Origin of the sequence: Allobosea sp. LjRoot237 (assembly GCF_964253285.1) — a bacterium.
GTDB lineage: Bacteria > Pseudomonadota > Alphaproteobacteria > Rhizobiales > Beijerinckiaceae > Allobosea.
The window spans coordinates 3,956,890-3,983,486 of record NZ_CAXUQP020000001.1 but is presented as its reverse complement, the minus strand read 5'-3'; the positions used below and the strand labels follow the sequence as shown (position 1 = coordinate 3,983,486).

Annotated in this window: 26 protein-coding genes; 18 read left to right on the top strand and 8 right to left on the bottom strand. The window is 66.8% G+C overall.

Annotated features, from left to right (window positions below):
- The first annotated feature begins 87 nt into the window (after nucleotides 1–87).
- The 3 genes from ACSQ24_RS19365 (at nucleotide 88) to ACSQ24_RS19355 (ending at nucleotide 2,924) form a co-directional block, all read left to right on the top strand.
- Nucleotides 88–990 (top strand): alpha/beta fold hydrolase, encoded by a 903-nt coding sequence (locus ACSQ24_RS19365; RefSeq protein ID WP_436096256.1) that lies wholly within the window; start codon nucleotides 88–90, stop codon nucleotides 988–990.
- Nucleotides 987–2,066: a tartrate dehydrogenase gene (locus ACSQ24_RS19360; RefSeq protein WP_436096255.1), complete on the top strand. Its 1,080-nt coding sequence runs from the start codon at nucleotides 987–989 to the stop codon at nucleotides 2,064–2,066. The genes ACSQ24_RS19365 and ACSQ24_RS19360 overlap by 4 nt, the downstream gene beginning before the upstream one ends.
- 117 nt (nucleotides 2,067–2,183) lie before the next feature.
- Nucleotides 2,184–2,924, top strand: coding sequence for a TerC family protein (locus tag ACSQ24_RS19355; protein ID WP_436097927.1), 741 nt, complete (start codon nucleotides 2,184–2,186; stop codon nucleotides 2,922–2,924).
- Nucleotides 2,925–2,931: 7 nt separating this feature from the next.
- On the opposite strand, the gene ACSQ24_RS19350 is transcribed toward ACSQ24_RS19355, so the two are convergent.
- On the bottom strand, nucleotides 2,932–3,540 hold the full coding sequence (locus tag ACSQ24_RS19350; RefSeq protein WP_436096254.1) for a 4'-phosphopantetheinyl transferase family protein: 609 nt from the start codon (nucleotides 3,538–3,540) through the stop codon (nucleotides 2,932–2,934).
- A 126-nt stretch (nucleotides 3,541–3,666) separates the two neighbouring features.
- Here ACSQ24_RS19350 and ACSQ24_RS19345 point away from each other — a divergent pair, with 126 nt between their 5' ends.
- The 4 genes from ACSQ24_RS19345 to ACSQ24_RS19330 all read left to right on the top strand — a co-directional run bounded on the left by ACSQ24_RS19345 (nucleotide 3,667) and on the right by ACSQ24_RS19330 (nucleotide 6,704).
- A complete protein-coding gene (locus ACSQ24_RS19345) occupies nucleotides 3,667–4,395 on the top strand; it encodes an AzlC family ABC transporter permease (RefSeq protein ID WP_436096253.1) in 729 nt (242 codons plus the stop codon).
- Entirely contained in the window at nucleotides 4,382–4,699 is a 318-nt protein-coding gene (locus tag ACSQ24_RS19340; RefSeq protein WP_436096252.1) for an AzlD family protein, read from the top strand. Before ACSQ24_RS19345 ends, ACSQ24_RS19340 begins: the two co-directional genes overlap by 14 nt.
- A gap of 149 nt (nucleotides 4,700–4,848) precedes the next feature.
- Complete coding sequence (locus ACSQ24_RS19335) at nucleotides 4,849–5,715, top strand: branched-chain amino acid aminotransferase (protein WP_436096251.1); 867 nt, start codon at nucleotides 4,849–4,851, stop codon at nucleotides 5,713–5,715.
- A gap of 8 nt (nucleotides 5,716–5,723) precedes the next feature.
- On the top strand, nucleotides 5,724–6,704 hold the full coding sequence (locus ACSQ24_RS19330) for an NAD(P)H-dependent flavin oxidoreductase (protein ID WP_436096250.1): 981 nt from the start codon (nucleotides 5,724–5,726) through the stop codon (nucleotides 6,702–6,704).
- 1 nt (nucleotide 6,705) lies between these two features.
- On the opposite strand, the gene murJ is transcribed toward ACSQ24_RS19330, so the two are convergent.
- On the bottom strand, nucleotides 6,706–8,232 hold the full coding sequence (gene murJ / locus ACSQ24_RS19325; RefSeq protein ID WP_436096249.1) for a murein biosynthesis integral membrane protein MurJ: 1,527 nt from the start codon (nucleotides 8,230–8,232) through the stop codon (nucleotides 6,706–6,708).
- Between the two features lie 183 nt (nucleotides 8,233–8,415).
- Nucleotides 8,416–9,450, bottom strand: coding sequence for a glycosyltransferase family 2 protein (locus tag ACSQ24_RS19320; protein ID WP_436096248.1), 1,035 nt, complete (start codon nucleotides 9,448–9,450; stop codon nucleotides 8,416–8,418).
- 97 nt (nucleotides 9,451–9,547) lie between these two features.
- On the opposite strand from ACSQ24_RS19320, the gene ACSQ24_RS19315 reads away from it, so the two are divergent.
- Nucleotides 9,548–10,378, top strand: a complete 831-nt coding sequence (locus ACSQ24_RS19315; protein ID WP_436096247.1) for a ChbG/HpnK family deacetylase — start codon at nucleotides 9,548–9,550, stop codon at nucleotides 10,376–10,378.
- Nucleotides 10,379–10,517: 139 nt separating this feature from the next.
- Nucleotides 10,518–12,215, top strand: coding sequence for a methyl-accepting chemotaxis protein (locus tag ACSQ24_RS19310; RefSeq protein ID WP_436096246.1), 1,698 nt, complete (start codon nucleotides 10,518–10,520; stop codon nucleotides 12,213–12,215).
- 71 nt (nucleotides 12,216–12,286) lie between these two features.
- Here the strand turns inward: ACSQ24_RS19310 and ACSQ24_RS19305 are convergent, their stop codons facing one another.
- A complete protein-coding gene (locus ACSQ24_RS19305) occupies nucleotides 12,287–12,886 on the bottom strand; it encodes a superoxide dismutase (protein ID WP_436096245.1) in 600 nt (199 codons plus the stop codon).
- A 362-nt stretch (nucleotides 12,887–13,248) separates the two neighbouring features.
- Between ACSQ24_RS19305 and ACSQ24_RS19300 the strand changes: the two genes are divergently transcribed.
- Nucleotides 13,249–14,640, top strand: coding sequence for a hypothetical protein (locus tag ACSQ24_RS19300; protein ID WP_436096244.1), 1,392 nt, complete (start codon nucleotides 13,249–13,251; stop codon nucleotides 14,638–14,640).
- Here the strand turns inward: ACSQ24_RS19300 and ACSQ24_RS19295 are convergent.
- On the bottom strand, nucleotides 14,627–16,768 hold the full coding sequence (locus ACSQ24_RS19295; protein ID WP_436096243.1) for a S9 family peptidase: 2,142 nt from the start codon (nucleotides 16,766–16,768) through the stop codon (nucleotides 14,627–14,629). The two genes, ACSQ24_RS19300 and ACSQ24_RS19295, sit on opposite strands and share 14 nt — an antisense overlap.
- 395 nt (nucleotides 16,769–17,163) lie before the next feature.
- Here ACSQ24_RS19295 and ACSQ24_RS19290 point away from each other — a divergent pair, with 395 nt between their 5' ends.
- The 3 genes from ACSQ24_RS19290 to ACSQ24_RS19280 all read left to right on the top strand — a co-directional run bounded on the left by ACSQ24_RS19290 (nucleotide 17,164) and on the right by ACSQ24_RS19280 (nucleotide 19,040).
- Nucleotides 17,164–17,580, top strand: coding sequence for a MucR family transcriptional regulator (locus ACSQ24_RS19290; RefSeq protein WP_436096242.1), 417 nt, complete (start codon nucleotides 17,164–17,166; stop codon nucleotides 17,578–17,580).
- Between the two features lie 291 nt (nucleotides 17,581–17,871).
- Nucleotides 17,872–18,240, top strand: coding sequence for a helix-turn-helix domain-containing protein (locus tag ACSQ24_RS19285; protein WP_436096241.1), 369 nt, complete (start codon nucleotides 17,872–17,874; stop codon nucleotides 18,238–18,240).
- Entirely contained in the window at nucleotides 18,237–19,040 is an 804-nt protein-coding gene (locus ACSQ24_RS19280) for a DUF6456 domain-containing protein (protein ID WP_436096240.1), read from the top strand. The genes ACSQ24_RS19285 and ACSQ24_RS19280 overlap by 4 nt, the downstream gene beginning before the upstream one ends.
- Here the strand turns inward: ACSQ24_RS19280 and ACSQ24_RS19275 are convergent.
- Together ACSQ24_RS19275 and ACSQ24_RS19270 are read right to left on the bottom strand one after the other, a co-directional pair.
- Complete coding sequence (locus ACSQ24_RS19275; protein ID WP_436096239.1) at nucleotides 19,037–19,462, bottom strand: SufE family protein; 426 nt, start codon at nucleotides 19,460–19,462, stop codon at nucleotides 19,037–19,039. The two genes, ACSQ24_RS19280 and ACSQ24_RS19275, sit on opposite strands and share 4 nt — an antisense overlap.
- Nucleotides 19,463–19,650: 188 nt before the next feature.
- Nucleotides 19,651–19,947 carry a hypothetical protein gene (locus ACSQ24_RS19270; RefSeq protein ID WP_436096238.1) on the bottom strand — a complete coding sequence of 99 codons (297 nt, stop codon included), beginning with the start codon at nucleotides 19,945–19,947 and terminating at the stop codon, nucleotides 19,651–19,653.
- A 350-nt stretch (nucleotides 19,948–20,297) separates the two neighbouring features.
- On the opposite strand from ACSQ24_RS19270, the gene ACSQ24_RS19265 reads away from it, so the two are divergent.
- The 3 genes from ACSQ24_RS19265 to ACSQ24_RS19255 are packed head-to-tail and all read left to right on the top strand — an operon-like array spanning nucleotide 20,298 to nucleotide 23,033.
- Nucleotides 20,298–22,103: a sensor histidine kinase gene (locus ACSQ24_RS19265; RefSeq protein ID WP_436096237.1), complete on the top strand. Its 1,806-nt coding sequence runs from the start codon at nucleotides 20,298–20,300 to the stop codon at nucleotides 22,101–22,103.
- Nucleotides 22,104–22,120: 17 nt separating this feature from the next.
- Entirely contained in the window at nucleotides 22,121–22,663 is a 543-nt protein-coding gene (locus ACSQ24_RS19260) for a hypothetical protein (protein ID WP_436096236.1), read from the top strand.
- Nucleotides 22,664–22,697: 34 nt separating this feature from the next.
- Complete coding sequence (locus tag ACSQ24_RS19255; protein ID WP_436096235.1) at nucleotides 22,698–23,033, top strand: DUF1491 family protein; 336 nt, start codon at nucleotides 22,698–22,700, stop codon at nucleotides 23,031–23,033.
- Nucleotides 23,034–23,035: 2 nt separating this feature from the next.
- On the opposite strand, the gene ACSQ24_RS19250 is transcribed toward ACSQ24_RS19255, so the two are convergent.
- Nucleotides 23,036–24,160 carry a hypothetical protein gene (locus tag ACSQ24_RS19250; RefSeq protein WP_436096234.1) on the bottom strand — a complete coding sequence of 375 codons (1,125 nt, stop codon included), beginning with the start codon at nucleotides 24,158–24,160 and terminating at the stop codon, nucleotides 23,036–23,038.
- A gap of 446 nt (nucleotides 24,161–24,606) precedes the next feature.
- Between ACSQ24_RS19250 and ACSQ24_RS19245 the strand changes: the two genes are divergently transcribed.
- Complete coding sequence (locus ACSQ24_RS19245) at nucleotides 24,607–25,404, top strand: hypothetical protein (RefSeq protein WP_436096233.1); 798 nt, start codon at nucleotides 24,607–24,609, stop codon at nucleotides 25,402–25,404.
- A gap of 106 nt (nucleotides 25,405–25,510) precedes the next feature.
- Nucleotides 25,511–26,566, top strand: a complete 1,056-nt coding sequence (gene corA, locus ACSQ24_RS19240; RefSeq protein ID WP_436096232.1) for a magnesium/cobalt transporter CorA — start codon at nucleotides 25,511–25,513, stop codon at nucleotides 26,564–26,566.
- Nucleotides 26,567–26,597 lie beyond the last annotated feature (31 nt).

Genomic DNA, 26,597 nt, shown 5'->3' with positions numbered 1-26,597 from the left:
TATTGACCAGGATTATGAAATAATCGGCGCACGAAATCGGGTGAAAATCCGGGTATCGGCTTTGATTGTTGCAACCCGAGAGGCCTGATGTCGCTGACCGAGCTCCCTGTCGCGGACGATCTGTTTTCGGGCTTCCGCCTGCTCGACGTCGCGACGACGGGTGCGCGCATTCGCGTTCGCACCGGCGGGGAGGGGCCGCCGCTGCTCCTGCTCCACGGCTATCCGCAGACGCATATCATGTGGCGGCGCATCGCTCCGCGGCTGGCGCAGCGCTTCACCCTGATCTGCCCGGACCTGCGCGGCTACGGCGATTCCGAGAAGCCGCCGAGCGCGGCCGATCACGCGCCTTATGCGAAGCGCGCCATGGCGCAGGACATGGCCGAGGTCATGAGCGCGCTCGGTCATGACCGCTTCTGCGTCGGCTCGCATGATCGCGGCGCCCGCGTCGCGCATCGACTGGCGCTGGACCATGGCGAGCGGGTGTTGAAGCTGGCGACCCTCGACATTGCGCCGACGCGCGAGATGTATCGCCACACCACCGATGCCTTCGCCCGCGCCTATTGGCACTGGTTCTTCCTGATCCAGCCGGCACCGATGCCGGAGCGCATGATCGGCGCCGATCCGGAGTTCTACTGGACGAGCCGGCGCGCATCGGACATGCGGCTGTTCGAGCCTGCGGCGCTGGGCGAGTATCTTCGCTGTTTTCGCGATCCCGAAATGATCCATGCGAGCTGCGAGGACTATCGCGCCGCGGCGACGATCGACATCGTCCATGACGACGCCGATGGCGGCAGGAAGGTCGAATGCCCGATGCTGGCGCTGTGGGGCGAGCGCGGTGCTGTCGGAAAATGCTTCGATGTGCTCGGGCTCTGGCGCGAGCGCGCGGAAAACGTCCAAGGCCGGGCCCTGCCGGGCGGGCATTATCTGGCGGAGGAGATCCCCGATCTCGTCGCCGCCGAATTCTCGGCCTTCTTCGGAGAAGACACATGAGCCGCACCAACCGCGTCTACCGCATCGCTGCCATTGCCGGTGACGGCATCGGCAAGGAGGTCATGCCCGAGGGCCTGCGCGTGCTCGAGGCGGCTTCGAAGAAATACGGCTTCGAACTCCAGCTCGACGAGTTCGATTTCTCCTCCTGCGACTACTACGCCAAGCACGGCAAGATGCTCCCGGACGATTGGAAGGAGAAGATCGGCGGCCATGACGCGATCTATTTCGGCGCTGTCGGCATGCCGGCCCAGGTGCCGGACCATATCTCGCTCTGGGGCTCGCTGCTGCTGTTCCGGCGCGAGTTCGACCAGTACGTCAACCTGCGCCCCGTGCGGCTGATGCCGGGCGTGCCCGGGCCGCTCGTCGGCCGCAAGCCGGGCGACATCGACTTCTTCGTCGTGCGCGAGAACACCGAGGGCGAGTACTCCTCGGTCGGCGGGCGCATGTATGCCGGCACCGAGCGCGAGATCGTCATCCAGGAGACGATCATGAGCCGCGTCGGCGTCGACCGGGTGCTGAAATACGCCTTCGAACTGGCCCAGCGCCGGCCACGCAAGAAGCTGACCTCCGCGACCAAGTCGAACGGCATCTCGATCACCATGCCGTACTGGGACGAGCGGGTGAAGGAGATGGCCAAGAGCTATCCCGACGTCGCGGTCGACCAGTACCATATCGACATCCTGACCGCGCATTTTGTGCTCAATCCCGACCGTTTCGACGTGGTCGTCGCCTCCAACCTGTTCGGCGACATCCTCTCCGATCTCGGCCCGGCCTGCACCGGCACGATCGGCATCGCACCGTCCGGCAACATCAACCCGACTGGCGATCATCCCTCGCTATTCGAGCCGGTGCACGGCTCGGCGCCGGATATCGCCGGGCAGGGCATCGCCAATCCCGTCGGTCAGATCTGGTCGGGAGCGATGATGCTCGACCATCTCGGCGAGCACGAGGCGGCCAAGGCGATCGAGGCGGCGATCGAGCGCGCGCTCGGCGACGCCCGCACTCGCACGCGCGACCTCGGCGGCAGCCTAAAGACCGAAGCCGCCGGCAAGGCGATCGAGCAGGCGCTGGGTTGAGCCGTGGACGTCTTTGCGGCGCCGGGCGCGATTTCTCGGCGTCCGACGCTTGCCTAAACCGCCCGATCGGGCCAAACGGGGTCGCACGGCCCGGATCATGAGGGAATGACCGAGATCATGGACTTCTCATCGTCGACATTCTGGCTGTCGCTGCTGCAGATCATCTGGATCGACCTGCTGCTTTCCGGTGACAATGCGGTGGTCATCGCGCTCGCCTGCCGCTCGCTGCCGGAGAACCGGCGCAACCTCGGCATCTGGCTCGGCGCCGGCGCGGCGGTTGGCTTGCGCATCATCTTCGCGCTGGTCGTCACCTACCTGCTCGCCGTGCCTTATCTGAAGGTGATCGGCGGCATCCTGCTGTTCTGGATCGCGATCAAGCTCGCCAAGGGTGAGGAAGAGGCGCATAACGAGATCGAGGCTTCTGACAATCTGTGGAAGGCGGTCCGCACCATCGCCATCGCCGATGCGGTGATGAGCCTCGACAACGTCATCGCCATCGCCGGCGCGGCCAAAGGCCATCCCGAGCTCTTCATCTTCGGCCTGTTGCTCTCGATCCCGCTGATCATCATGGGCGCGCAACTGTTGACCTCGATCATCGAGCGTTACCCGATCCTGGTCTGGCTCGGGGCGGCCTTGCTCGGCTGGATCGCGGCTGAGATGATCCTCGGTGACGCCGTCGTGTTGCGCTCGCTGATGGCGGTGATGCCGAACTGGGTGCTCACAGTCCCGACGGATATCAATCCGGTCGGTCTCGCACCCGCCAGCCTGCCGCACTACATGGCGGCGATGATCGGAGCGGCCCTCGTCTGCGTCGTTGGCTATCTCCTGAAGAAGAAGGCGGTCGATCAGCCGGGCTGAGGTCCGCTCAATCGAGCGTGATGAACGCGGCGGCCATGGTTTCATGGCCGCCGTTTTTCGTGAGCTGGATGAAGCCGCTGGCGTGGCGGCCGTCCTGCTCGTCGCTGACAGTGAAGCGTTCGGCGCCGTCGAGCTGGACGACGAAGCTCTCCGGCGCCCGTGCGAAGCCGGTGCCGAGCGCTTTCACATAGGCCTCCTTGGCGCTCCAGAGCTGGGCGAAGGCCAAAGGCCGGGCAGGGGCGGGCAGGCTCTCCAGCCAGCGCCGCTCGTCGGGATGAAGCATTGCGAGCGGAGGTTGGCTTGCGAGCGCAACCTGCTCGACATCGACACCGACCGGCCGATGCGCCAGCGCGATCGCGACGAGGCCCGCGCGCGTCGCAAGCGACAGGTGCAGCCCGGTACCGTGCGGGGCGACGATCAGCGGCCGGCCCGCCGGCTCATGCCCGATCTCGACAGCATCTTCCGCTAGACCGAACTGACGGGCCAGCACCTTGAGGGCGAGCGAGCGTCGCAAGGCCGAGCGCTCCGGCAGGTTTGCGGGCTGCGCCTGCGTTGCGATCAGCCAGACGGCTGGCAGGGCAGGGGCAGTATCGTCGGCGGAGGAGAGCCAGAGCATGCCGCGGTTCTAGTGCACTGCGCTCTGCCGCGGAAGGAGACGGCCCGGCCCGCCCTGCGCCGCGTTCATGGAGGCCCGGAGCTTGCAAGGCGTTGACGTGGGCGGGTGAAACCGGTTCGAGGATACATGCCTTCCGAAACCAGATCCGAGCCGCCGACAGCGGCCCAGCTCACCCTCGCCGGTATGCGGCTCGGGATCCGCCGTGTCGCCGTGCTGATGCCGGGCATCGTCGTCTTCTCGGTGGCCTTCGGCGCTGCCGCCTCGGCCAAGGGCCTCAGCCTGTTCGAGGCCGTGCTGATGAGCGCGCTGGTCTATGCTGGCGTCTCCCAGCTGGTCGCCATGGAGCTCTGGCGGCCGGAGTGGAGCTGGGGAGCGATCGCTGGCCTTGCCGTCGTCACCGCGACGGTGAATGCGCGCATGGTGCTGCAGGGCGCTTCGCTCCAGCCCTGGTTCGCGCGCCATTCCAAATTGGTCAATGCGGCGCACCTCTTCTTCTTCACCGACGCCAACTGGCTGATCGGCACGCGCTACCATGGCGAAGGCGGGCGGGATCTCGGCGTGCTGATCGGCGCAGGTCTCGCGCTCTGGCTCGTCTGGGTGGCGGCGACCGTGCCGGGCTATCTGCTCGGTGCGCTGGTTTCCGATCCGCGCCAATACGGCATCGACTTGGTCATGCCGATCTTCTTTGCGGCGATGATCGTGCCGCTCTGGCGCGGCAAGCGCGGGGCGCTGCCCTGGATCGTCGCCGGCATCGTCGCACTGGTCACCGCGCGTCTCGTCGACGGCTACGCCTTCATCATCGTGGGGGCGCTGTCCGGCGCCGTGGCAGGAGCTTTCCTCGATGACCCTGCCTGAACCCGGAAGCTGGGGCCCCTATCTCGCCATCCTTGCCATGGCGCTGGCGACCTATCTCTGCCGCATCTCCGGCGTCGTGCTGATGGGCTTCGTTCCGCTGACGCCACGGGTCAGGCGCGGGCTCGCGGCCTTGCCGGGTTCGATCGTGGTCGCGACCGTGCTGCCGCTGATCGAGCGCCTCGGCCTCGCCGCCGGCCTTGCTCTCTTGGCCGCAATCGCCAGCATGGCCATCCGGCGCAGCGAATTGCTCGCACTGCTCGTCGGCATGGGCGTGGTCTCGCTGATGCGTGCCGCCGGCTTCTGACGCTCAGACGCGATGGCGCCTGCCGCGGCGATCCATCACCGGCTACGATCGCATCCATCACATCAAACACTCGCCGGCATGTTGACGCGGCCTTGCCTGCGGCGGACGGTGCCGGCTCTCGCTTTTTAGCTGACCGATCGGAGCGCATGATGGCCTGGTATTCGCAGACATGGACCTGGTTCGACGGTGAGTGGCGCGAGGGTAACCCCGGCATCATGGGGCCGCGTACCCACGCCGCCTGGCAGGCCTCCTGTGTCTTCGACGGCTCCCGCTATTTCGACGGCGTCTCGCCCGATCTCGACCGGCACGCCGCGCGCGTCAATCGCTCCGCCGTGGCGCTTGGCCTCAAGGCGACCGTGTCGGCCGAGGAGATCGTCGCCAAGACCGCCGAAGGCGTGAAGAAATTCGGCAGCGGCACCGCGCTCTACATCAAGCCGATGTACTGGGCCGAGGCCGACGGCCCGTCCACCATCATCGGCGATCCCGAATCGACCCAGTTCGCGCTCTGCCTGTTCGAGGCGCCGATGGGCGATCCCGGCAAGGGCTTCTCGGTGACCAAGGGCGCCTATCGCCGCCCGACCCTGGAGAACGCGCCGACCGACGCCAAGGCCGGCTGCCTCTATCCCAACAATGCCCGCATTCTGCGCGAGGCGAAGGCCAGGGGCTTCGACAATGCTCTCGTCCTCGACATGCTCGGCAATGTCGCCGAGACCGGCACCTCCAACATTTTTCTCGCCAAGGACGGCGTGGTGAAGACGCCGGTCGTCAACGGCACCTTCCTCAATGGCATCACCCGCCAGCGTACCATCGGCCTGCTGCGTGGCGCCGGCGTGCCGGTCGAGGAGACGACGCTGGGCTATGCCGATTTCGAGCAGGCCGACGAGATATTCTCCTCCGGCAACTATTCCAAGGTCATGCCGATCTACAAGATCGACGATCGCGAGCTGCAACCCGGTCCGATGTTCCGCAAGGCGCGCGAGCTCTACATGGACTTCGCCCACAGCAAGAGCGCCTGAAGCCAGCAATGGCCCGCCTCACCACCCGCCTCACCGAGCGCCTCGGGATCGAGCATCCGATCCTGTCGGCGCCGATGGCTCTGGCGGGCGGCGGAGCGCTTGCCGCCGCCGTGACGCGAGCCGGAGGCCTTGGCCTGATCGGCGGCGGTTATGGCGATGGCGACTGGTTGCGCACGCAATATGCCGCCGCCGGCAATACCCGCACCGGCTGCGGCTTCATCACCTGGTCGCTGGCGAAGCAGCCGCATCTGCTGGGTGAGGTGCTGGCGCACCGGCCGGCGGCACTGATGCTCTCCTTCGGCGATCCCGAGCCTTTCGCGGCCGAGATCGCTGCGGCGGACGTGCCGCTGATCTGCCAGTGCCAGAACCTCGATCACGTTCGGGCGGCGCTGGAAGCGGGCGCCAAGATCATCGTCGCGCAGGGCGCCGAGGCCGGCGGGCATGGTCACAATCGCGGCACGCTTCCGCTCGTGCCGGAGGTTGCCGATCTGCTGACTCGTGAAAGCCCGGACACCCTGCTGCTCGCTGCCGGTGGCATCGCCGACGGGCGCGGACTTGCCGCGGCGCTGATGCTCGGCGCCGATGGCGTGCTGGTCGGCACCCGCTTCTGGGCGAGCCGCGAGGCGCTGGTCCATCCGAACCATCATGCCGTGGCCGTTGCGGCGACCGGTGATCAGACGGTGCGTTCGCCGCTTCCCGACATCGCCCGCCGACTCGACTGGCCGCGGCCCTTCGATATCCGCGTCAGCGACAATGCCTTTATTGCGAAGTGGCGCGGTCGCGACGTCGAGCTGCGCGCCGCGATCGAGGAGGAGGCGCCGGCCTATCGCGAGGCCTTCATGGCCGGCGATCCCGACAAGGCGGCGGTCGTGTTCGGCGAGGCCGCGGGCCTGATCTCGGACATCCCCTCGGCCGGCGAGATCGTTGCGCGCATGGTGGATGAGGCTGCCGGCCAGCTGAAGGCGGGCGCGAAACTGATCGTGGGTTGAGCTATCGCAGCAGTCGCCAGAGCCCGGCCGATCTCAGCCCTCCGAGCGCGACTGCACCGTAGATGCAGGCAGCGGCGAAGCTCAGTATGGCGAGCGCGATCAGCCGTGGTTCGTAAGGGAAAGCGATGAGCATGCCGTAGAGCGGCTCGGCCAATAGCCGGGCGACCAGTGCGGCGAAACCCGCGGCGACGCCGACGATCAGGATCAGCAAAGACAGGCCGCGATCAGGATTGGTCCAACCGCGTTTCAGCGCCAGCAGATAGAGCGCGCCGAGATTGATCCAGGCGCCGACTGCGGTGGCGAAGGCTAGGCCCGGTGCGCCATGGCTGCGCCACAGCAGCAGCTTCAGCCCGACATTGGCGGCGATGGCGGCGAGCGAGACCAGCATCGGCGTCATCGTGTCGCCGCGCGCCTGGAAGCTCGACACCTGGGCGCGGATCAGCAGGGTCGCCGGCAGGCCGATCGCATAGGCGAAGAGCACGGCACCCGCGGCCTGCGTCGCCGCCTCGTCGAAGCGGCCGCGTTCGAATAGTGCCCCGACGATCAGTTCCGGGAAGGCCAGGAAGGCGGCGGCGAAAGGCGCCGCTGCGACCAGGGTCAGCGCGATCGCCCGGTTCTGCGCAGCTTCCGCCCTGGCCTCGTTGCCGGTGGCGATGGCGCGGCTCATCGTTGGCAGCAGCACGGTGCCGACGCCGATTGCGATCACGCCGAGCGGCAGCTGGTAGAGGCGCTCGGCATAATACAGCGCCGAATAGGCGCCCGCCGGCAGGAGCGAGGCGATGATCGTGTCGGCGAAGAGCGCGATCTGCACCCCGGCCGAGCCGATCACGGCGGGACCGAAGGCCTTGAGGAAGCCTTTGACCTCGCCGTCGAGGCGAGGCCGTGTCAGCGCCGCCGAGACGCCCACCCGCCGCGCCGAGACCCAGAGCAGCAGCCATTCGAGCACGCCGGCGACAGCGACGCCCCAGGCGGCGGCATGGGCGGCGCTCGGAAACAGGAAGGCGGTGAAGAGCGCCCCGATCAGGCAAACATTCAGCAGGATCGGCGCCGCCGCTGCCGCCGCGAAGCGGTCGACGGCGTTGAGATTGGCCGAGAGCAGCGTCACCAGCGTGACGAAGAGCAGATAGGGGAAGGTGATCCGGGTCAGCGTGACCGCGAGATCGAAGCGGGCGGGGTCGTTGACGAAGCCTGGCGCGAGCAGCCGCACCAGCTCCGGCATGAACGGCAAGGCGAGCCCCAGCAAGACGAGCTGGACGACGAGGTTCAGCGAAAAGACGCGGTCGGAGAACTGCGCCGCGGCCGCTTCGCCCGACTGCTCGCGGATGCGGCTATAGGCCGGGATATAGGCTTGGTTGAAGGCGCCTTCGCCGAAGACGGCGCGGAAATGATTGGGCAGGCGCAAGGCGACCGAGAAGGCGTCCATCATCCCGCTGGCGCCGAGCGCAGCCGCCAGCACGATGTCGCGGAGGAAGCCGGACAGCCGCGAGAGCAGCGTGAAGCCGCTGACGGAGAGGATCTTTCTCAGCATCGCGCCACTCGGGGCCGCCGAGGTCGGCAGGCCGGACTGAGCTTAGCCGCATAGCTGCGTCGCGCGAGATGGTCCAGCGCGCGAGCCCGCGCCATCCCCGTCATTGCGAGCGAAACGAAGCAATCCAGGAGCGGCAGAGCTCCGTCCCCCTAGATTGCTTCGCTTCGCTCGCAATGACGGGGGTTACCCGATCCCGGGCGGCAGCACATCGCCCCGGAGTGGCGCGCCATCGCGCTTGGTAAAGCCGATGCGCTCGCCGACCAGATAGAGCGGCCGGCGCTTCACCTCGGCGAAGATGCGCCCGACATATTCGCCGATCATCCCGAGCGAGATCAGCTGGATGCCGGAGAAGAACATGATCGAGACGATCAGCGAGGGGAAGCCGGGCAGGTCGGTGCCGAAAAGCAGCGTCCGGACCATGAAATACAGACCGGTCAGGGTCGCCACGATCGCGATCAGCACGCCGAGCCAGGTCGCGATCTTGAGCGGCACGGTCGAGAACGAGGAGATTCCATCGAAGGCGAAGCTGAACAGCTTGCGGAAGCGGAACTTGCTCTCGCCATGAGCGCGGTCGGCGACCTCGAAGGGCACGCCGGTCGCCGGGAAACCGACCCAGGCATACAGACCCTTCGAGAAGCGCGCCCGCTCGGGCAGGGCGCGCAGCGCCTCGACCACGCGCCGGTCGAGCAGGCGGAAATCGCCGGCGCCCTCAGGCAATTCGGTCTCGCCGAAGCTGGCGAAGAGCTTGTAGAACGCCTTGGCGAAATTGCGCTTGAGCCGGCCTTCGCCTTCGCGGTCGGTGCGCTGGCCATAGACGTTGAGGAAACCCTCGCGCCATTTGGCCAAGAAGGCGGGGATCACCTCCGGCGGGTGCTGCAGATCGGCGTCCATGATCACCACGGCCTCGCCATTGGCATGGTCGAGCCCCGCGGCGATCGCGACCTCCTTGCCGAAATTGCGGCTGAAGGAGATGGCGTTGATGCGGCTGTCCTGCGCATGCAGGGCGCGAAGTGCAGCGAGCGTCCCGTCGCGGCTGCCGTCATCGACGCAGACGATCTCCCAGGAGGCGACCTGGGCGTCGAGTATCGGTTCGAGCCGGGCGATCAGCGGCGCGAGATTGGTTGCCTCGTTGTAGACCGGCACGACGATCGAGAGCTCCGGCCGCGGGGCGGGCGATGCTGTTCCGGCGGAGACAGAAGTGGGCGCGATCGCGGACAAGACTTTCGGGGCCTTCATTGCTCGGCTAGGGCTGGCATCATGGGGCCAGCCACAGGCTCCATATACCAGCGCTGATGAATAGGGGGTAACAGCCGGCATGACCCGCAGCTTCGTGCTCTGCGCCGACGATTTCGCCATGACCGAAGGCGTCAGCCGCTCGATCCTGGAATTGTTTGCGGCCGGCAAGCTCTCGGCCACGGGGGCGATGACCAATCGGCCGCACTGGCCGCGGCTGGCAGGCGAGCTTTCTGCATTCTCCGGGCAGGCTGATCTCGGACTTCACCTCAACCTGACCTGCGCGGCACCGCTTGCGGCGATGCCGACCGTGGCGCCATCAGGCAATCTGCCGAGGCTCGGTGAACTCGCTCCCCTTGCGCTGCGCTCAGGCGCCGCGCGCAACGAGATTGCCAGTGAGATCGACCGCCAACTCGACGCCTTCGAGCTGCATCTCGGCCGGGCGCCGGATTTCGTCGATGGCCACCAGCATGTCCATGTCCTGCCGGGCATCCGCCGGGCAGTGCTCGATGCGCTTGCTCGGCGCTATCCCGCCGGCTCGGTCCATCTGCGCGATCCGTCCGATTCGATCGCAGCGATTCGCGCGCGGGGCGTCGCCATTGGCAAGGCGCTGACCGTCGCCGGGCTCGCCACCGGCCTGCGCCAGGCCGCAGCCCGCCGCGGCATCCCGACCAATCGCGGTTTCTCGGGCTTCTCGCCCTTCGATCCCCGGCGCGACTTCGCCGCCGACCTGACGGCCTTCCTCGTCAACCCCGGTCCGGCGCATCTGGTGATGTGCCATCCTGGCCATATCGACGATGAACTCGTCGCACTCGACCCGGTCGTCGCGACGCGGCCTCTGGAGCATGCGGCGCTCATGACCTTCGAGCCGCCCCAGGGGCTGCGAATCGGTCGCTTCGAGGCGCTGGCCTAGAGCCGGCCGCCCTGTCGACCTGGCGTGCAGGCTGCGCCCCGTACGCAATCGAAAATTTACCCTGATCGAGCATCGTGTCGCTGCCGACCCCGACCTGTCCGGGAAGCGTCGGGTCTGGAGTTCGCAGGATATGAGCGTGATGACCTGGTTACAGTCGCGGTCGCGGCGATCGCAGGTGGCTGTGCCGCAGATCGGTCAGGTCGAGACGGTGATGCGTTCGCTCAGCAGCCAGATCGCCGGCGCGGCGGTCGCCATCGTCGCTGTCGCCATCGTCTTCGTCGTCATCGCGGCCGCCCGTTATAACGAAACCAAGACACGCGGCGATCTCGAGCAGAAGATGATGTCGCTGACGGCGATGATCGCGCATGCCTCGCCGCCTATGATCCTGGCGCGCGACACCATCACCTTGAGCTACATTCTTGAGTCGCTGAAGCGCGATCCCGACTTCGACGCCGGCTTCGTTGCCGATGATCTCGTCGCCCTCGCCTCGGCTGGCCGCAACGATGACGCACGGCTCTCGTTCACACCGAACAGGCTCGCCAAGTCGATGGGGCGCGAAGCCTGGGAGGTCCTTGGCGAGCAGAATACATTGCGGCTCGAGGACAAGACCTATGTGACGCAACTGCTCACGGTGAAGGTCGGCGGATTCCAGAAGCAGATCGGCTATGTCGCGCTGCGCTTCGACAAGACCCGGCTCATCGCGCGTTCGGCCTGGGAGCAGTTCCTGACGATCGGGATCGGCATCGCCCTGCTCGTGGTCCTCGGCCCGCTGCTCTGGATTTCGCTGTCCCGCACCATGCGTCCGCTCAAGAGCATGACCCGCGCCATCGTCAATATTTCCGACGGCAAGCTAGACACGCCGATCGACGCCGTTGGTCGGCAGGACGAGATCGGTGCGATCGCACGGGCGCTCGGCGTGCTCAAGCTGCGCCTGGCCGAGCGGGCGAGCTTGCAGGAACAACAGTTGACGACGGAGGCGCAGCGCAGCCGTGAGCAGAAGCATACCGAGGAGGCGATCGCGCTGTTCCGCGGTGAGGTCGGCGTCGCCCTCGAAGCCTTCAAGAGCAATGCCGACCGGATGGGTGAGGCATCCGACGGTCTGGCACGCGTCGCGGCCGAGTCGTCGGAGCGCGCCGCCCGTGCCGCCCAGAACTCTCACGGCGCCTCGGCCAATGTCGAGAACGCGGCCCAGGCCGCCGAGGAGATGGGCGCCGCGATCCGGGAGGTCGAATTCCAGATCCGCCGCGTCCGCACCGAAATCGTCGAGGCCGCCTCGGCTTCCCGCGACACGGCAGGCTCGGTCCAGGCGCTGGACGAGACGGCGCGTGCCATCGGCGAGGTCGTCAACCTCATTCGCGACATCGCCGCGCAGACCAACCTGCTGGCGCTCAACGCCACGATCGAGGCGGCGCGTGCCGGCGAAGCCGGGCGCGGTTTCGCCGTCGTCGCGGCCGAGGTGAAGAGCCTTGCCTCGCAGACCGCAGATGCCACCGACCGGATCGTCAGCCAGGTCGGCGCCATCCAGGGAGCGACGACCGAGGTCGTCGACGCGATCCAGAACATCGCCAGCCGCATGGGGGCGATCGAGAACTTCGCCAATTCGGTTGCGACTTCGATCGAGCAGCAGGCGATCGCCACCGGAGAGATCGCGAGCGGCGTTGCCATGGCGAGCACTTCGGCGCTCTCGGTCTCCAGTGACCTGAGCGTGCTGGCCGACAGCGTCGAGGAGACCGGTCGTTCGGCCGAGCAGGTTCGTGACGCCGCAGGCGAGGTCTCGGCCCAGGCGATGCGGCTCGATTCGACCGTCGACCAGTTCCTCAAGCGCGTCGCCGCCTAAGGGTCGACGCAAACGAAACGGGGCCCTTGCGGGCCCCGTCCGTTTTCATCTCATCGATAGATCCGCGCGGATCAGGCCCTGGCGCCGTCATAGAGCTCGGCGACGTAGTCCCAGTTCACCAGGCTCTCGAGAAAAGCCTTGAGATAGTCCGGGCGGCGATTGCGGTAGTCGATGTAGTAGGAGTGCTCCCAGACGTCGACGCCAAGGATCGGCGTGCCGCCATGGACGAGTGGGCTCTCGCCGTTCGGGGTCTTGCTGATGGCGAGCTTGCCGCCCTTGACCTCGAGCCAGGCCCAGCCGGAGCCGAACTGGCCAACGCCGGCGGCGACGAAGTCTTCCTTGAACTTGTCGACCGAACCGAAGGAATCGGTGATCGCCTTCTCCAGCGCGCCCGGCAGCTTGCCGCCACCGTTCGGCTTCATCCACTTCCAGAAGTGGAGGTGGTTATAGTGCTGGCCGGCGTTGTTGAACACGGCCGGGTTCTTGCCGTAGGAGCCCTTGACGATCTCCTCGAGCGATTTGCCCTCGAATTCCGTGCCCTTGATCGCGTTGTTGCCGTTGTTGACGTAGGCGAGGTGGTGCTTGTCGTGGTGGTACTCCAGCGTCTCCTTCGACATAAAGGGCTGGAGGGCGTCATGCGCATAGGGAAGATCGGGCAGGGTAAAGGACATGGGGCCTCTCCTTGGGCTGTCGAAATCGCGACGTAAGAATGGCTGCAATGACGCAACGCATGGGCAATGTATGCCCGGCGGAACACCCCGCCATTCGCCTGTTAGTTAAGCCGCCCGGTCCGCAGCGGCAACCGCCGAGACCTGAGAATTCCGGCACGGCCGGCCTGCGTCGCACGGGGAGGTGGCCTCGGGTCCCGTTCGGTTGGCAATAAGGCATGGTATCGATAGGTTAACTGCTGGGGCGGCAAGCTGTTGCAGCTCGCCCAGCCTCAAAGGAGCAAGCGTTGGTCAAGCTTTTCGTGGTTCTCGGGCTCGCTCTGCTGGCGGGCGGCGCCTATGCCATCGTCGATGGCTGGGCTTATGTGGTCCTGGAGCGCGGCTTCACTGAGGTGATCCTGGGGGCACTGGCCGTGACGGCCGGCTTGATCCTGCTCGCGCTTGCGGCGGTGCTCGCGGAAGTCCGCCGACTCAAGGGATTGGTCAGCGGCGCCATGGCAGTCGTCGCGCTGTCCGAGCCGCGCTCCAATGAGCGGCCGGCGCCGAACGAAGCGCCGTCGCGCTCGGAGCCCGTGCTCGAAAAGGAAGGGGGACCCCAGGCAGGGCATGTCGGTATCGCGACCACGCTGGCTGCTGGGGCAGGCGCCGCTGCGGTCGCTGGCGCTTTGACCAGTCTGGCGAAGGCCGAAGAGCCGACGGGTGAAAAAGCATCCGATAAGCCGGAAGAAGCCGATAAGACGGACGACGATGACGGAGGAGACGGCAAGCGCTCCGACCATGTCGGGGTGGTGGCAGCCGAGCCGCAGCAACCGCCTTCGATCGTGACCGGCGAAACCGACGACTGGCTGTTGCCCCCGCTGCCTGCGGCGTTCGATGCCGCGCCCTCGGAGGTCAAGCCGGACGAGCGGAACGAGGCTGAAGAAGAGCCCACCTCTCCGGAGGTCGAACAGGACCACCCGATCTCGAGTGACGACGACAAGTCATTGCGGGAGGATCCCGACAACAAGGAAGGCGACGAAGCCGAACCTGTCCAGGTTCCGGTGGAAGAGCCCGAAGCAGAGCAGGCGAGTGCCGAGGGCGGCACGGCCAAGCAGGAGATCCCGCCCGAGCCGGAAAAAGACCGGCTTTGGTGGCCGAGCATCGACCGCCCCTCGACCGAGGCGACCGCCACGGTCACGGACGAGTTCACCGCGCTGCGTGATCAACTTTCGGGAGTCGTCAATGCGCCCGAGGTCGAGTTGCCGCGACGCGATCGCGTGGGCGTAAGCGATGGCTTGGGCGCATCGGAGAGCTGGATGGCGCCGCGCGCCTGGCCTCCGGTGACGCAGCCGCGCGATCCTCGCGCCCTGAGCGATGTCGAAGGCGAGATCGCCGGCAAGGCTGCTCCAGAGGGCATCGAGGCCGAGACCATTGCCACTGGAGAGCCTGCAGCTCCCGAACCGGAGCCGCAGGAAGAGCTGACGCAGGTGTCGGATCTGGCCGAGGCGGAGGTGCCCCCTGCGGAGGCGGCGGAACCGGCCGCCGAAGCCAAGTCGGACGAGGAGCCCTTGGGCAAGGAGCCGTCGGACGAGGAGCCAGCGGCTTCGGAGGAGGGCGTGATCGGAGCCTATCAGGTCGGCGAGACGCAGTTCACCATGTTCGCCGACGGTTCGATCCATGCCCGCACGCCGGACGGCGACTACACCTTCGCCTCGATGGACGAACTGAAAACCTATCTCGCCAGCGAGAAGGACAAGCTGGAGCCTAGCTCGAACTGACCGCTTCGCTTGCCTCGTCCCAGCCGCCGTCAGCCGCCGTGATCGCGAAGGCGTAGGCGAGGGCGGTCTCCTTCAACGAATCGAAGCGCCCGGCGGCCCCGGCATGCCCGGCGTCCATGTTGGTGTGCAGCATGACCGGGCCGCCGCCGGTCATGGTCGCGCGCAGGCGCGCCACCCATTTCGCCGGCTCCCAGTAGGTCACGCGCGGATCGGCCAACCCGCCCGTCGCCAGGATCGGCGGATAGGCCTGCGCCTTGATGTTGTCATAGGGCGAATAGCCGAGGATCGTCCGGAAGGCGGCCTCGTCCCGGATCGGGTCGCCCCATTCGGGCCATTCCATCGGGGTCAGCGGCAGGCTCTCGTCGAGGATGGTGTTGAGCACATCGACGAAGGGCACCTCGGCGATGATGCCGGCGAAGAGATCGGGCGCGAGATTGGCGACGGCGCCCATCAGCATGCCGCCGGCGCTGCCGCCCTCGGCGACGATGCGCCCGCGGCTGGTGAAGCCTTCCGCCGCCAGCATCTCGCCGGCCGCGATGAAGTCGGTGAAGCTGTTGGACTTGTTCGTGCGCTTGCCGTCGAGATACCAGCCCCAGCCCTTGTCGGTGCCGCCGCGGATATGGGCGATGGCGTAGACGAAACCGCGGTCGACCAGGCTGAGCGGCCGTGTCCGGAATGAGGCTGACATCGCCGCGCCATAGGAGCCGTAGCCGTAGAGCAGGCAGGGCGCCGAGCCGTCGAGCACGAGGTCGCGCCGGTGCAGCAGCGAGACCGGCACCTTGGCGCCGTCCTTGGCCGTCGCGAAGATGCGGCGCACGACATAGGCGTCGGGGTCGTGACCGGACGGGACCTCCTGGCGCTTCACGAAGGTGCGCTCGCCGGTCGCCAGATCGTAGTCGAAGGTTTCAGCCGGTCGGGCCATCGAGGCATAGATGAAGCGCAGTCGATCGGTGTCGAATTCGTAGCCGGCATCGATTCCGAGCCCATAGGCCTCCTCATCGAAGGCGATGCTGCTTTCGGCTCCGCTCCTGAGGTCGCGGATGACGATACGCGGCAGACCTTCCTCGCGCTCCAGGCGGATCAGCCGGTCGGCGAGGCAGAGATGGCTGAGCACGAGCCGGCCGCGCCTGTGCGGCACGAGATCGGTCCAGTTGGACGGCGAGGGGTCGGCCAGCGGCGTGCGCACGATCTTGAAGTCTTCGGCGCCATCGGCGTTGGTCAGGATCAAGAGCTCGTCGCCATGGTGCTCGACGCTGTATTGCCGTCCTGCCTGCCGGGCCGCGATCAGCTTCGGCGTGCCTGCCTTGTCGGTGAGATCGACCAGCCTGACCTCTGACGTCTCGTGATCGCTGCTGGAGATCAGCAGAAACCGGCGCGATTGCGTCTGGTCGATATCGGCGAACAGGCCGGGGTCGGTCTCCTCGTAAAGTAGTTCGTCCTCGCTCTGCGGTGTGCCGAGCCGGTGGCGCAGCACGCGCGTTGGACGATGGTCGTCATCGAGCGCGACATAGGCGAAGGCGCTGGAATCGGCGGCCCAGATCATCTCGCCGGAGGTGTCGGCAATCCTGTCCGGCAGGTCCTCACCGGTTGAAAGGTCGCGTACCCGGATCAGATAGAGCTCCGAACCGGCCTCGTCGGCACTCCAGGCGAGCAGACGATGATCCGGGCTGTGCTCGGCGTCGCCGAGATCGAAGAACTCATGGCCCTTGGACAGGGCGTCGGCATCGAGCATGACCTGCTCGCGCCCGGGCTTGCTGTCTTTGCCTGAACGCGGCTTGCGGCAGATCAGCGGGTGTTCGCCGCCGCGCCGGTAGCGGCTATAGTAGAGAAACGGTCCGTCCGGTTGCGGCGGCTCGCTGTCATCTTCCTTGATCCGTCCGCGCATTTCCTTGATCAGCGTGCGCTGCAGCGCTTTCGTCGGCGCCATCAACTTATCGCACCAGGCGTTCTCGGCCTCGATATGCGCCCGGATCTCGGCCGGCAGCACATCTGGATCGCGCAGTACGTCGCGCCAGTTCTCGGCTCGGAGCCAGGCATAGTCGTCGGTCAGGACGACCCCATGGACCGTGCTGCTTTGGGGGCGGATGGCGGCAACCGGCTGGGCGGAGACCCTGCGTTGGCTAGTCATGCTTGGTCTCCAGGCTCGGTTCAACCATCTTTAAAGTCTCGATCTATGGTGGGATCGCTTCATCTTGGTCGAGACGACAGGTAGAGGTCGGCGGCGGCACTGACAAGGACAACCTTTTCGCGCAAATGCTGCGGTGCAAGGCGTCATGGTTACGATGCACGCTCACAATTTCAGCAATAATATGTCTCGATGAATGTATTCGAATCCTTGTCAAGCCACTTGCGATATTGAACTGCATGGCTTAGACGATTGCCGACTGGTCCGTTTTGCATGATTCTATTCCGGTAGGAATTCGACCGTCTGCCGGCGGAGGTCAGGGAGGCGCTCGCGCCTGGAAACAGAGCTGGGCGCAGTCATGCTACGACTGGTCAAGAAAACAATGGAGCAACGCCATCATGGCTGACCAAGACGGTTCCGATTTCATCGAGCTGACGGCAGATATCGTTTCCGCCTACGTGTCGAACAATTCTGTCCCGGCATCGGAGTTGCCTGCGCTGATCAGCGACGTTCACGCTGCACTCAATCGTGTCGTCGGCGGCGCTGCACCGATTGTTCCGGTCGAGGCGCCGAAGCCTGCGATTGCAGTGAAGAAGTCGATCACGGCCGACTATCTGATCTGCCTGGAAGACGGAAAGAAGTTCAAGTCGCTGAAGCGCCATCTGCGCACGCAGTACAACATGTCGCCCGAGCAATATCGCGAGAAGTGGGGCCTGCCGCCGGATTATCCGATGGTCGCTCCGAACTATGCCGAAGCGCGCTCGCAGCTCGCCAAGAAGATGGGTCTCGGCCAGCAGCGCCGCAAGCGCCGCTGATTGATCGCCGGCCCAGCCGGCACGATCGCCCATGCAGTGAAGCCGCCGGCTAAGCCGGCGGCTTTTTCTTTGCACTCACCCCTCATGCGCAGCCTGACTGGCGAGGGGCAACACGACGAATGGCTCTCTGATGGGTGGGGCTTCCGTTCAGGGGCTGGCCGCCACGAGCACAAAACTGTCAGGAGCCTGTCGGGATGGGCCATAGCGTGCTTGTGGAAGGCGTTATTAGGAATATATACCTTATCCGTCGCGGTTGAATTCGGGGAGGCGATACCCGCAATGGAACATATCATGAACATATTGATTGCCAAGCGACCGCATCCAGCTCGGTTGAACGCTCCGGCTCGGTTGGCGGAAGCGGCTGTCAGCGGCGCGATGAGCCTACCGGCCGGGGCGCTACGTGCCGGCCGTGGAACCCGCCGGATCGCCTTCGCTCGCCAGCTCGCAATGTATCTGACTCATGTTGGTTTCGGATTGACCCTGACAGAGGTCGGCACCTGCTTCGAGCGCGACCGCACGACTGTGCGTCACGCTTGCGCCCTGGTCGAGGATCGGCGCGACCAGCCGGCATTCGATTTCGCCGTCTCGGCGCTCGAGATCGGCCTGGCGCATCTCGCTTTCGGATTGCAGCTGAGGCTCGGCCCGGAGGGCTCCCGATGAGCGCAACTGGCGACCGCCCCCCGTCTCGCTTGCTCCGGCACCTGAGCGAGCCCGGCGCCTATGCCGTCGACTCGCCGCTAGGCTGCGGGCGGCTCGCGCTCTACCGCCGTGCAGCCGGCGGAGCGACACTGGGGGCCGGCTATGTCCCTGCGGCCGAGGCCGATGTCCTCGTCGCCGCCGGTTTTGCCGCCTGGTTCACCGAAGAGGGCAGGCGGCGACTGCGGCTCGCCGGCACAGGGGCGCAAAAACCGCGCGCGACGGTGACGGTGATGGTCGATGGCCAGGCACAGGAGGTCATGCTGGATGAGCGCGAGAGCCCGCTGCTCTGGCTTCATCGCCGCCTGGGCAAGGACGGGGCACCGCAAATATCGGCGGCCGAGTTTACCGCGGGCGAGCGCTTCCGCGCCGATCTGACGCTGGCGCAGATGCTGCCTCGGATCACCGTCAACTGGGACGCAGCGCTCGCTGCCGGGACTCATACATCGGGGCGCGGTCCGGCCGAGGCCTCCGATTCCAGCCTGGCGGCGCGTCAGCGTGTGCGCCTCGCCTGCAAGCGCCTCGGCCCCGAGCTGTCGGGCCTGGCGATCGATGTCTGCGGCTTCCTCAAGGGACTCGACCAGGTCGAGCGCGAGCGCAAATGGCCGGCACGCTCGGCCAAAGTCGTGCTCCGGCTGGCGCTGTCGGCGCTCGTCGAGCATTACGGGTTGGATGAGAGGTCGAGCCCGCCTCCTTTCTCAACGGCCTGGCGGGCACCGGATGCGCGTCCGTCGATTCCGCCTGCGCCGAGACGCGGCGACTAGACGAGTGCAGCGCGGGCGTCGCTCTTGATCCGCTCCATCATGGCGCGCACGCCGTTGGAGCGCTGCGGCGTCAGATGGGCGGCCAATCCGAGCCGCTCGTAGATCGCGAAGGCGTCGGTCGTCAGGATTTCGTGTGCCGTGTGGCCGGAATGGATGGCGATGGCGAGTGCGACGAGCCCGCGCACGATATGCGCATCGCTGTCGCCGCGGAACGTGAGACGCGTCGTTTCGCCGGGGCCGCCTTCGGTACGCGTCTCCAGCCAGACCTGGCTGGCGCAGCCGCGTACCTTGTTGGCGTCGCTATGCGCGTCCTCTGACAGGGGCGCGAGCGTCCGCCCGAGCTCGATCAGATAGCGGTAGCGATCGTCCCACTCGTCGAGCAGCTCGAAATTGGCGACGATCTCGTCGAGGCTCTCGCTCATGATCTCCGCAGTCGGCCTCCGCCGCGTCCAGCGCCGATGTGTACGGCAATGGCGAGCGTCTTCGGCCTCTCGCACGGCGAGGTCAAGCGTCAGCGCGGTCGCAGCTGGGGTTCGCTCGAGCCGGATCCGATCAGATTGTCTCAATCTGATCCGTGAATCCGTCTCTCACGTTTAGTCAGGAGGCCGTTTTACCGGACTGCTTGCGATGCAAGCTGACCGGAACGGGCTCCGGCACGTGTCGCGGCGCTCGCCGCCATGGCAAGCACCCGGGCGCGGGTCTCCGGTTCCAGCCCGGCCAGGACCTCGGCCGCTTCGCGCAGGCTGACCGCGCCCTGCAGCGCCGCCTTGGGGTCGATCCTGGCCAGAATCGCAATGGCGGCCTTGGCATCGATCACGGTCGCCTCAGGCTCGTTCTTCGTGCCGTGCACGGGCGAGTTCAGCGCGATCACGCCGACGATCGCCAGGCTGCGCAGAAGATAGGCCATGCTCGGTCCCCGTCCGGTTCCGGGCTCCCCAGCCCGCGAATGCGAGAACCTTAGCGCGCGGACCGAAAGATCAGGTGTCGCCGAAAGCATCGATTTGAATCAAAGACGGCCTACCGTCTTCAGCATCCGTTCACCTTGTGGCCAACAACAGCCGGCGTGGGGTATCGCCCTGAGATCCGTGCAATTTGTTGAAAAATAAAGCTTATTTTGGCAATCGCCGAGGAAGGGCCCGGTTTCGGACCCCGTCTCTTTAAGTCCCGCTTAAACGGCGGCCGCGAGGATCACAACAACAAGGCGGGGTGTAAGTGCCCACGGCCGGCAGAGGTGTTCGTTTGCGGTTTTCCAGTTTGATGACGGCGGTAAAGGCGCAGGTCGCGGCGATGGTCCATCCATCGGCGCTGGCCGATTCGCTCGAACGCATGCGTCACGAGCGCTTCATGCTGACGAGGCTCGTCGTCTCGACCGCAGCGCTCAGCCTGATGCCGGCCTACGTCACCTGGCGCGGCCGGATCGGCGCGCTCGAACTACTCGTGCTCGTCGCGCTGGCGCTGCCGCTGCTGGCGATCTTCCTGCTCTCACGCACCGGGCGGCTCGACCTCGCGCACTGCATTTCCGGCGCCGCCCTGACATTGCTGATCACCACGCTCGCCTGCCTGACCGGTGGGGCCGCCTCGCCCTTGCTGCTCTGGCTTGCGGCGGTTCCGGCCGAAGCGATGTTCTTCGGTTCCCGCTCCTATGTGGCACGCGCCGGGGCGCTTGCGGCCATCGGCCTCGGCGCTGTGGTTGCTCTGCAGGGGATGGGGGCAATTGTCGAGCCGGCGTCCTGGACCTGGCAGGCGATGCCTGCTTTCGCCGCGGTCGCGATCCTGCTCACAGCATTGATCACGGTCGGCTTCCTCTATCGCCGCGACGACGAGCTGCGCGAGCATCGTGCCTCCGATGCGCGGGCGCGACTGATGCTCGAGCATGTCGGCGATCTCGTCACCTGGCACGATGCCGCCGGCTCCGTCGTCTTCGCCAACGAGGCCGCCCGTGTCCTGATCGGGGCCGAGCCAGCCCAGCTCTTCGGCCGCGGCCTGTTCGATCGCGTCCACATCGCCGACAGGCCGCTCTTCCTCAAGGCCCTGAGCGATGCCGCGCATGGCAGCGGCCGGGCCAACGCCTGCTTCCGTGTCCTGTTCGTCCCGACGGGCAGCGATGGGCATGCCTCGGCGAGCCCTGTCGTGCGCTGGCTCGATCTCAGTGTCCGGCGGATCGAGCAGGCGGGCCCGCATGGCGTTGCGGCCGTGGTCGGCGTCAGCCGCGACGTCACCGACCGGCATGCGATCGACGAGGAACGCGAGCGCAATCACGCCGAGGCGGTCAAGGCGAGCGACGTCAAGGGGCAGTTCCTGGCGACCGTCAGTCATGAGCTGCGCACCCCGCTCAACGCCATCATCGGTTTCTCGGAGATGCTGGGCGGCGAGCTCGGCCCCTCCTTCAGCCCGGCGCAGCGTCGGGAATACGCCAGGATCATCCATGATTCCGGCCAGCACCTGCTCGATGTGGTCAACACGCTGCTCGACGTCTCGAAGATCGAGAGCGGAGCGATGACGATCGAGCAGGACTCGCTCGACATGGCCGAGCTCGCCGCGGATTGCTGCAATGTCGTCGCGCTCAAGGCCAAGACCGGATCGGTCGCGCTCGAGCGGATCATCGGTCCGGACCTGCCGCAGCTTCTCGGCGACCGGCGGGCCCTGAAGCAGGTGATGCTCAACCTTCTGTCGAACGCCATCAAGTTCACTCCGGCCGGGGGACGCGTGACGCTCGCCCTGGTGCGCGATGGCGGGATGATCGATCTGTCGGTGTCCGATAGCGGTATTGGCATCGCCGCGGCGGATCTGCCACGACTGGGCGATCCGTTCTTCCAGGCCAAATCATCCTACGATCGCGCTCATGACGGCACCGGCCTCGGCTTGTCGGTGGTTCGCGGCCTGGTCGGCCTGCATGGCGGAACGCTCACCATCGAGAGCGCGCCCGGGGTCGGTACCCGTGTCGGCGTCCGCCTGCCGCTCGGCGGCATGTCCACCGCGTGCGAGCCGGCGCGCATCGCAACCTTCGCCCGCGCGCCACGCCGTGGCCTCGAAACCAAGCAACCTGTTCGCCTGACCGCCTGACCGAGAGCTTAAAGACCATGTCCGCAACGCTCGCCGCCCGCGCCCGCTCCGATGCGACGCTGTCCATGCCCGCCCGCCGCTCCGCCGGCCGACGCGCGCCCTCGGCGCCGGCTCGGCTCATGCGCTGGTTCGCGCGGCGGCCTGGCCGAGGGCTGATCGTGCTGCTCTTCGCAGCCGTGTCGGTGCTGATCGTCCTGAACGCCGTCCTGTTCCAGAAGGGCCGCCACCCGGCGCCGATGCTGTCGCCGCCGTCGCAATCGGCAGCTCGCCCGACCGAGCGCCGGGCCGAGACGCCGACGCTCGCCGAACCTGTGAATCCGACGGGGCCAGCCCAACAGGCCATCATGCCGCCAGTCCGACCCGGCGCGTTGACGCCCGCGACCCGTGACACGGCGCCGCGCCCGCCGGCGCCGATCGCTCCTGCTCAGCCCCGGCAGGCGCAGGCGGCTCCGGCTCGCCCGGCTCCGGCCGCCCCGCCGACGGTGCGCGATCCGATCGCCGATTTGATCAACGGCGCCGATATTCGGCCACCGGCGGATATCCGCGGACAACGCCGCTGACCGCCGTGGTCCGCGGATTGCCGAGGAGTTCCTCTTGCCCCGCCTGACCAGCGACTTCTGGGTCTCGGCCTATCTGCGCCAGGCTGCTCGCGATGGGCTCGTCGCGGTGCTCCGTCGGCGCGGCGCGCGCGAGGCCGGCGCCGTCTTCGTCAAGCTCGACCGGCTCGACGGCACGGCTGCGCTCTACGGCCCGGCGCCGCAGGCTCTCGCGGACGAGGCCGGCGAACGGCGCTTCCAGCTCGTGCTCGACGCCGATCCGCTCGCGATCGAGGACCGGGTCGCGCGCGAAGTGCGCTTCGACAGCGATCTCTGGCTGGTCGAGATCGAGAATCGCGCCGGCGATGCGCGGCTCGATCTCGTAGAGGGATAGCGTCAGCCGTTGCCGCTGCCGAGTCTACGCCGCACGTCCTGAGCGATGCCGCGCGCAGGCGCCCGCTCGGCGCCGGATCGGGCTGGCGTACCGCTCGGATCCATGGCGGGCTGCAGGGTTCCTGGACGGGCATGGCGTGGCGCGACACCGCCGATCTGTTGTGCCAGCCGGCGTGCCACTGTCGGCTGTACTGAGCGCATCAGCTCGACCAGGGCAAAAATGCGCTCGACCGAGCGCGCCGCGTCGTCGCCGAGCCCGATCAGGAAACGCGTCGCATCCTCCGGGCTTGCCCCGCAGCCGATCAGTGCCAGCGCCGCGAGCCGACGCGATTGATCGCTCGCCATGCCCGCCGCGAAGCGCGCATCGCTGCCGAAGGCATCCGCCAGCGCCGCGAAGGCGCTGGGCCGATCGGAGAGCGCCGTTGCGATCAGGCCGGAGATCCGTTCGGTCGCAAGCGTTGCCGGTCGCGGCGAGGGCGCCAGCGCCTCATGGGCCGCGACGGCGTCGATCATGGCGAGGCGCTTTTCGAGGCTTGCCTGCAGGAAGAGCGGCGTCAGCTCCGACACCGGCAGATCGGCGCGCGCCAGCAGGCTTGCACCTAGGGTGGGCGTCGCGGCTGCGCGCGGCAGGAGCAGGTCGAGCGCTGCGTGCGGCAGCGGTACGGCCATGTTTGCGACCAGCGCCGCGTCGATCTCGGGATTGTTGCAGCCGGAGAGCGTGATGGTGGCGTTGCCGGTGAGGTCGTGCCGGCTGGCAAGCGCGACTCTCGCCTCGCTGCTCCCCGCGGCAGCGATCTCCTCGATCTCCTCAGCGGTAAGCGGCATGCCATGGCTGATCAGTGCAGCCAGCACCTCACCACCCCGGGCGCGCAGGTCGGCAAGCACCTCACGCGGCGCATGCGGCCAGCTCGCAAGCTTGCGGGCGAGGATCGTTGCTGTGGCGTCGTCGATCACCGGGATCGAGGCCTCCGCCATGGCGCGGAAGGCCTCCATGTCCTCGGTCGACGGGCTCGGCGTCGCCAGCAGCAGATCGGTCTTCACCCGCAGCGCGACCTGGCGCAGATCGAGCCCGCCATCGCTGGCCAGCCTGGCGAGCTCGGCGAGATCTGTGGCGATGCGGGACGGCATGGGATGTTCTCGTCGACGAATTTCACGTTTCGGCAACTTATCCCCGATGCGTTAGCACAGCGTTAACCATGATGCGTGCTGATGGTGCTGAGGATGGCGGCGTGGCTCGCGCGTGAGTCCGGTCTTACGTGTCGTCCGCGAATTGGGCACAGGCGCCAGCAAGGGAGGCGCATCATGGCAGACGTCATTCCTTTTGCGCCGCGCAGGCGCTCAGCCAGCCAGAGCCCCGCGGCGGTGGGCCCTTCCGGGCAAATCCTGTTCTTCACTGGCGTCCGCTACGAGCGCCAGCCCGAGCCTGCCGCGAGCAAGCCGCCACGACGGCCGCGCCCCGCCGGCCGCGGCGAGCGCGAGACGCGGCGCAGGCGGCCCGGGTGAGAGCTGCGGATCGTGATTTTGGATTGATCCAAGATCATCACGATCCGTTCTTGAGAGTTCGAGTGGGATTCATGCGAAAAACCGGTTCCCACTTTTTCGCATCCCACTCGGTCGCAACGGCGGCCCTGTCCTGCGTTCTGCTCGCCGGCTGCTCCACGACCGGCGACCTTGGCCGCCCCCGTCCCAACATCTTCGCCGACCAGATCGCGCCGGCAGCCGGCGAATGGAGCGCCCGCTTCCGCGGCGAGGCCTCGTCCTGGTTCCACATGACCGACGACGAGGAGCAGTTGCGGGCCCGCGCCTGGCGGATCGTCCTGCCTGCCCATGAGCGCAGTCATTTCGAGCGGGAGGTCTCCAAGCTCGCCCATGCCCGCATCCTTCCGGTCGAAGCCCAGTTGAACGATGTCGCCGCCTATCACGGTGCCTTGACCTCCGGCGCCTTCGCCTCGCAGGCGTCGCGCTACAACCGGCTGGCCGAAGACGCCAATGGCGACCGGCTGCTGCTCGGTCAATTCCGGGCCAACGCCTTGCGGGTCATCAATGCCGATCGCGCTCGGCTGCGTGCGCTCGATGCCTCCCAGCAGGTGCCACCCGAGCAGCGCGATCCGGCCACTCAGCGCGTCGCCGAGAATGAAGGGCTGATGCTCTGGGTCTGCGAACGGGCTCGTTTCAGGCTGAAGAGCTACCGCTTCTCGCTCGACAATCTCGTCGTCGAGATGCCCTCGCGCGAGGCCGTTCGGGCCGAGCGCGCCATCATGGGGCTGGAGAGCGAACTGGGCGGCGCCTGCAACCTGCCGCTGATCGGCATGTTCGGCGGAAAGGGCGAGGGCGCGCCGGCGGGGCGGGGACCGGTCGTCTACAAGGGCTAGCTGGCTTGCGCCCGATCTCCGATTTCAGGCGCAAAACAGGATTCCCATTCCCGTGGAATTGGGTCTAGCCTGCGGACCATGAGCTGGCGAACGGTGGAGTGACCCCATGTCAGTCGCACACGTCAGGTTCACGCCCTCGGTCGCGGCGGAAATCCCTGGCGATCCGCCTGTCGACCAGGGGCATCGCCACGAGGCCGGCGTCATCGCCTCGAGCGTCTACGCCCATGGCGTGCGCATCGCCGACGTCCCGATCGACGAGGCCGGCGAATGGGCCCGAAAGGACGGCCACGTCGTCTGGATCGGACTGCTCGAGCCTGAGGCAGCCTTGCTCAAATGCGTGCAGGAGCAGTTCGGCCTACACCCTCTTGCGGTCGAGGACGCGACCAACGCCCACCAGCGGCCCAAGCTCGAACAATACGGCGACGCGCTGTTCGTCGTCGCCCGTACCGCCCAGATGGTCGACAAGCGCATCGCCTTCGGAGAGACGCATATCTTCATCGGCCGCGGCTACATCGTCAGCGTCCGCCACGGCGCCTCGACCTCGTACACATCGGTCCGGCAGCATTGGGAGACCTGCCCGACCTCGCTGGCCAAGGGCGAGGATTTCATCCTCTATGCGATCCTCGATTTCATCGTCGACAATTACATGCCGGTGCTCGAGTCGATCCATGACGAGGTCGAGGAGATCGAGGACAAGATCCTCGCCCGGCCGATGACGCGCACCGATATCGAGCGACTCTACATGCTCAGGCGCGACCTGCTGCGCCTGCGCAACGCGGTCGGGCCGCTGGTCGATGTCTGCCAGCGCTTGAGCAATGGCAGCGTGCCGCAAGTGCGCCCGACGCTCGCCCCGATGTTCCGTGACGTGACCGACCATGTCCGCACCGTGCAGGAGAAGATCGACAGCCTACGCGAGGTGCTGGCCTTCGCCTTCGAGGCGAGCCTGCTGGTCGGCCAGAGCCAGGAGAACGCGATCACCAAACGGCTGGCCTCCTGGGCAGCCATTCTCGCGGTGCCGACGGCGGTCGCTGGCATCTACGGCATGAACTTCAAGAACATGCCCGAACTCGAGATGCATTACGGCTATTACGGCGTCCTGGCGGTGATCGTCACCACCTGCCTGACACTGTTCTGGCGCTTCAAACGCAATGGCTGGCTCTAGGTCGTGGTGACGATTTAGGGTTCCCGACGGC

Excerpts from the sequence above, each read along its gene's own strand:
- ACSQ24_RS19310 (WP_436096246.1), top strand. The coding sequence starts at position 10,518 with ATGACCTGGTTACAGTCGCGGTCGCGGCGATCGCAGGTGGCTGTGCCG.
- ACSQ24_RS19250 (WP_436096234.1), bottom strand. The coding sequence starts at position 24,160 with ATGCCGTCCCGCATCGCCACAGATCTCGCCGAGCTCGCCAGGCTGGCC.
- ACSQ24_RS19315 (WP_436096247.1), top strand. The coding sequence starts at position 9,548 with ATGACCCGCAGCTTCGTGCTCTGCGCCGACGATTTCGCCATGACCGAA.
- ACSQ24_RS19290 (WP_436096242.1), top strand. The coding sequence starts at position 17,164 with ATGGCTGACCAAGACGGTTCCGATTTCATCGAGCTGACGGCAGATATC.
- murJ (WP_436096249.1), bottom strand. The coding sequence starts at position 8,232 with ATGCTGAGAAAGATCCTCTCCGTCAGCGGCTTCACGCTGCTCTCGCGG.
- ACSQ24_RS19270 (WP_436096238.1), bottom strand. The coding sequence starts at position 19,947 with ATGGCCTATCTTCTGCGCAGCCTGGCGATCGTCGGCGTGATCGCGCTG.
- ACSQ24_RS19245 (WP_436096233.1), top strand. The coding sequence starts at position 24,607 with ATGCGAAAAACCGGTTCCCACTTTTTCGCATCCCACTCGGTCGCAACG.
- ACSQ24_RS19265 (WP_436096237.1), top strand. The coding sequence starts at position 20,298 with ATGACGGCGGTAAAGGCGCAGGTCGCGGCGATGGTCCATCCATCGGCG.
- ACSQ24_RS19345 (WP_436096253.1), top strand. The coding sequence starts at position 3,667 with ATGCCTTCCGAAACCAGATCCGAGCCGCCGACAGCGGCCCAGCTCACC.
- ACSQ24_RS19365 (WP_436096256.1), top strand. The coding sequence starts at position 88 with ATGTCGCTGACCGAGCTCCCTGTCGCGGACGATCTGTTTTCGGGCTTC.
- ACSQ24_RS19330 (WP_436096250.1), top strand. The coding sequence starts at position 5,724 with ATGGCCCGCCTCACCACCCGCCTCACCGAGCGCCTCGGGATCGAGCAT.
- ACSQ24_RS19260 (WP_436096236.1), top strand. The coding sequence starts at position 22,121 with ATGTCCGCAACGCTCGCCGCCCGCGCCCGCTCCGATGCGACGCTGTCC.
- ACSQ24_RS19275 (WP_436096239.1), bottom strand. The coding sequence starts at position 19,462 with ATGAGCGAGAGCCTCGACGAGATCGTCGCCAATTTCGAGCTGCTCGAC.
- ACSQ24_RS19280 (WP_436096240.1), top strand. The coding sequence starts at position 18,237 with ATGAGCGCAACTGGCGACCGCCCCCCGTCTCGCTTGCTCCGGCACCTG.
- ACSQ24_RS19295 (WP_436096243.1), bottom strand. The coding sequence starts at position 16,768 with ATGACTAGCCAACGCAGGGTCTCCGCCCAGCCGGTTGCCGCCATCCGC.
- ACSQ24_RS19285 (WP_436096241.1), top strand. The coding sequence starts at position 17,872 with ATGAACATATTGATTGCCAAGCGACCGCATCCAGCTCGGTTGAACGCT.
- ACSQ24_RS19305 (WP_436096245.1), bottom strand. The coding sequence starts at position 12,886 with ATGTCCTTTACCCTGCCCGATCTTCCCTATGCGCATGACGCCCTCCAG.
- ACSQ24_RS19335 (WP_436096251.1), top strand. The coding sequence starts at position 4,849 with ATGGCCTGGTATTCGCAGACATGGACCTGGTTCGACGGTGAGTGGCGC.
- ACSQ24_RS19350 (WP_436096254.1), bottom strand. The coding sequence starts at position 3,540 with ATGCTCTGGCTCTCCTCCGCCGACGATACTGCCCCTGCCCTGCCAGCC.
- corA (WP_436096232.1), top strand. The coding sequence starts at position 25,511 with ATGTCAGTCGCACACGTCAGGTTCACGCCCTCGGTCGCGGCGGAAATC.
- ACSQ24_RS19360 (WP_436096255.1), top strand. The coding sequence starts at position 987 with ATGAGCCGCACCAACCGCGTCTACCGCATCGCTGCCATTGCCGGTGAC.
- ACSQ24_RS19355 (WP_436097927.1), top strand. The coding sequence starts at position 2,184 with ATGGACTTCTCATCGTCGACATTCTGGCTGTCGCTGCTGCAGATCATC.
- ACSQ24_RS19340 (WP_436096252.1), top strand. The coding sequence starts at position 4,382 with ATGACCCTGCCTGAACCCGGAAGCTGGGGCCCCTATCTCGCCATCCTT.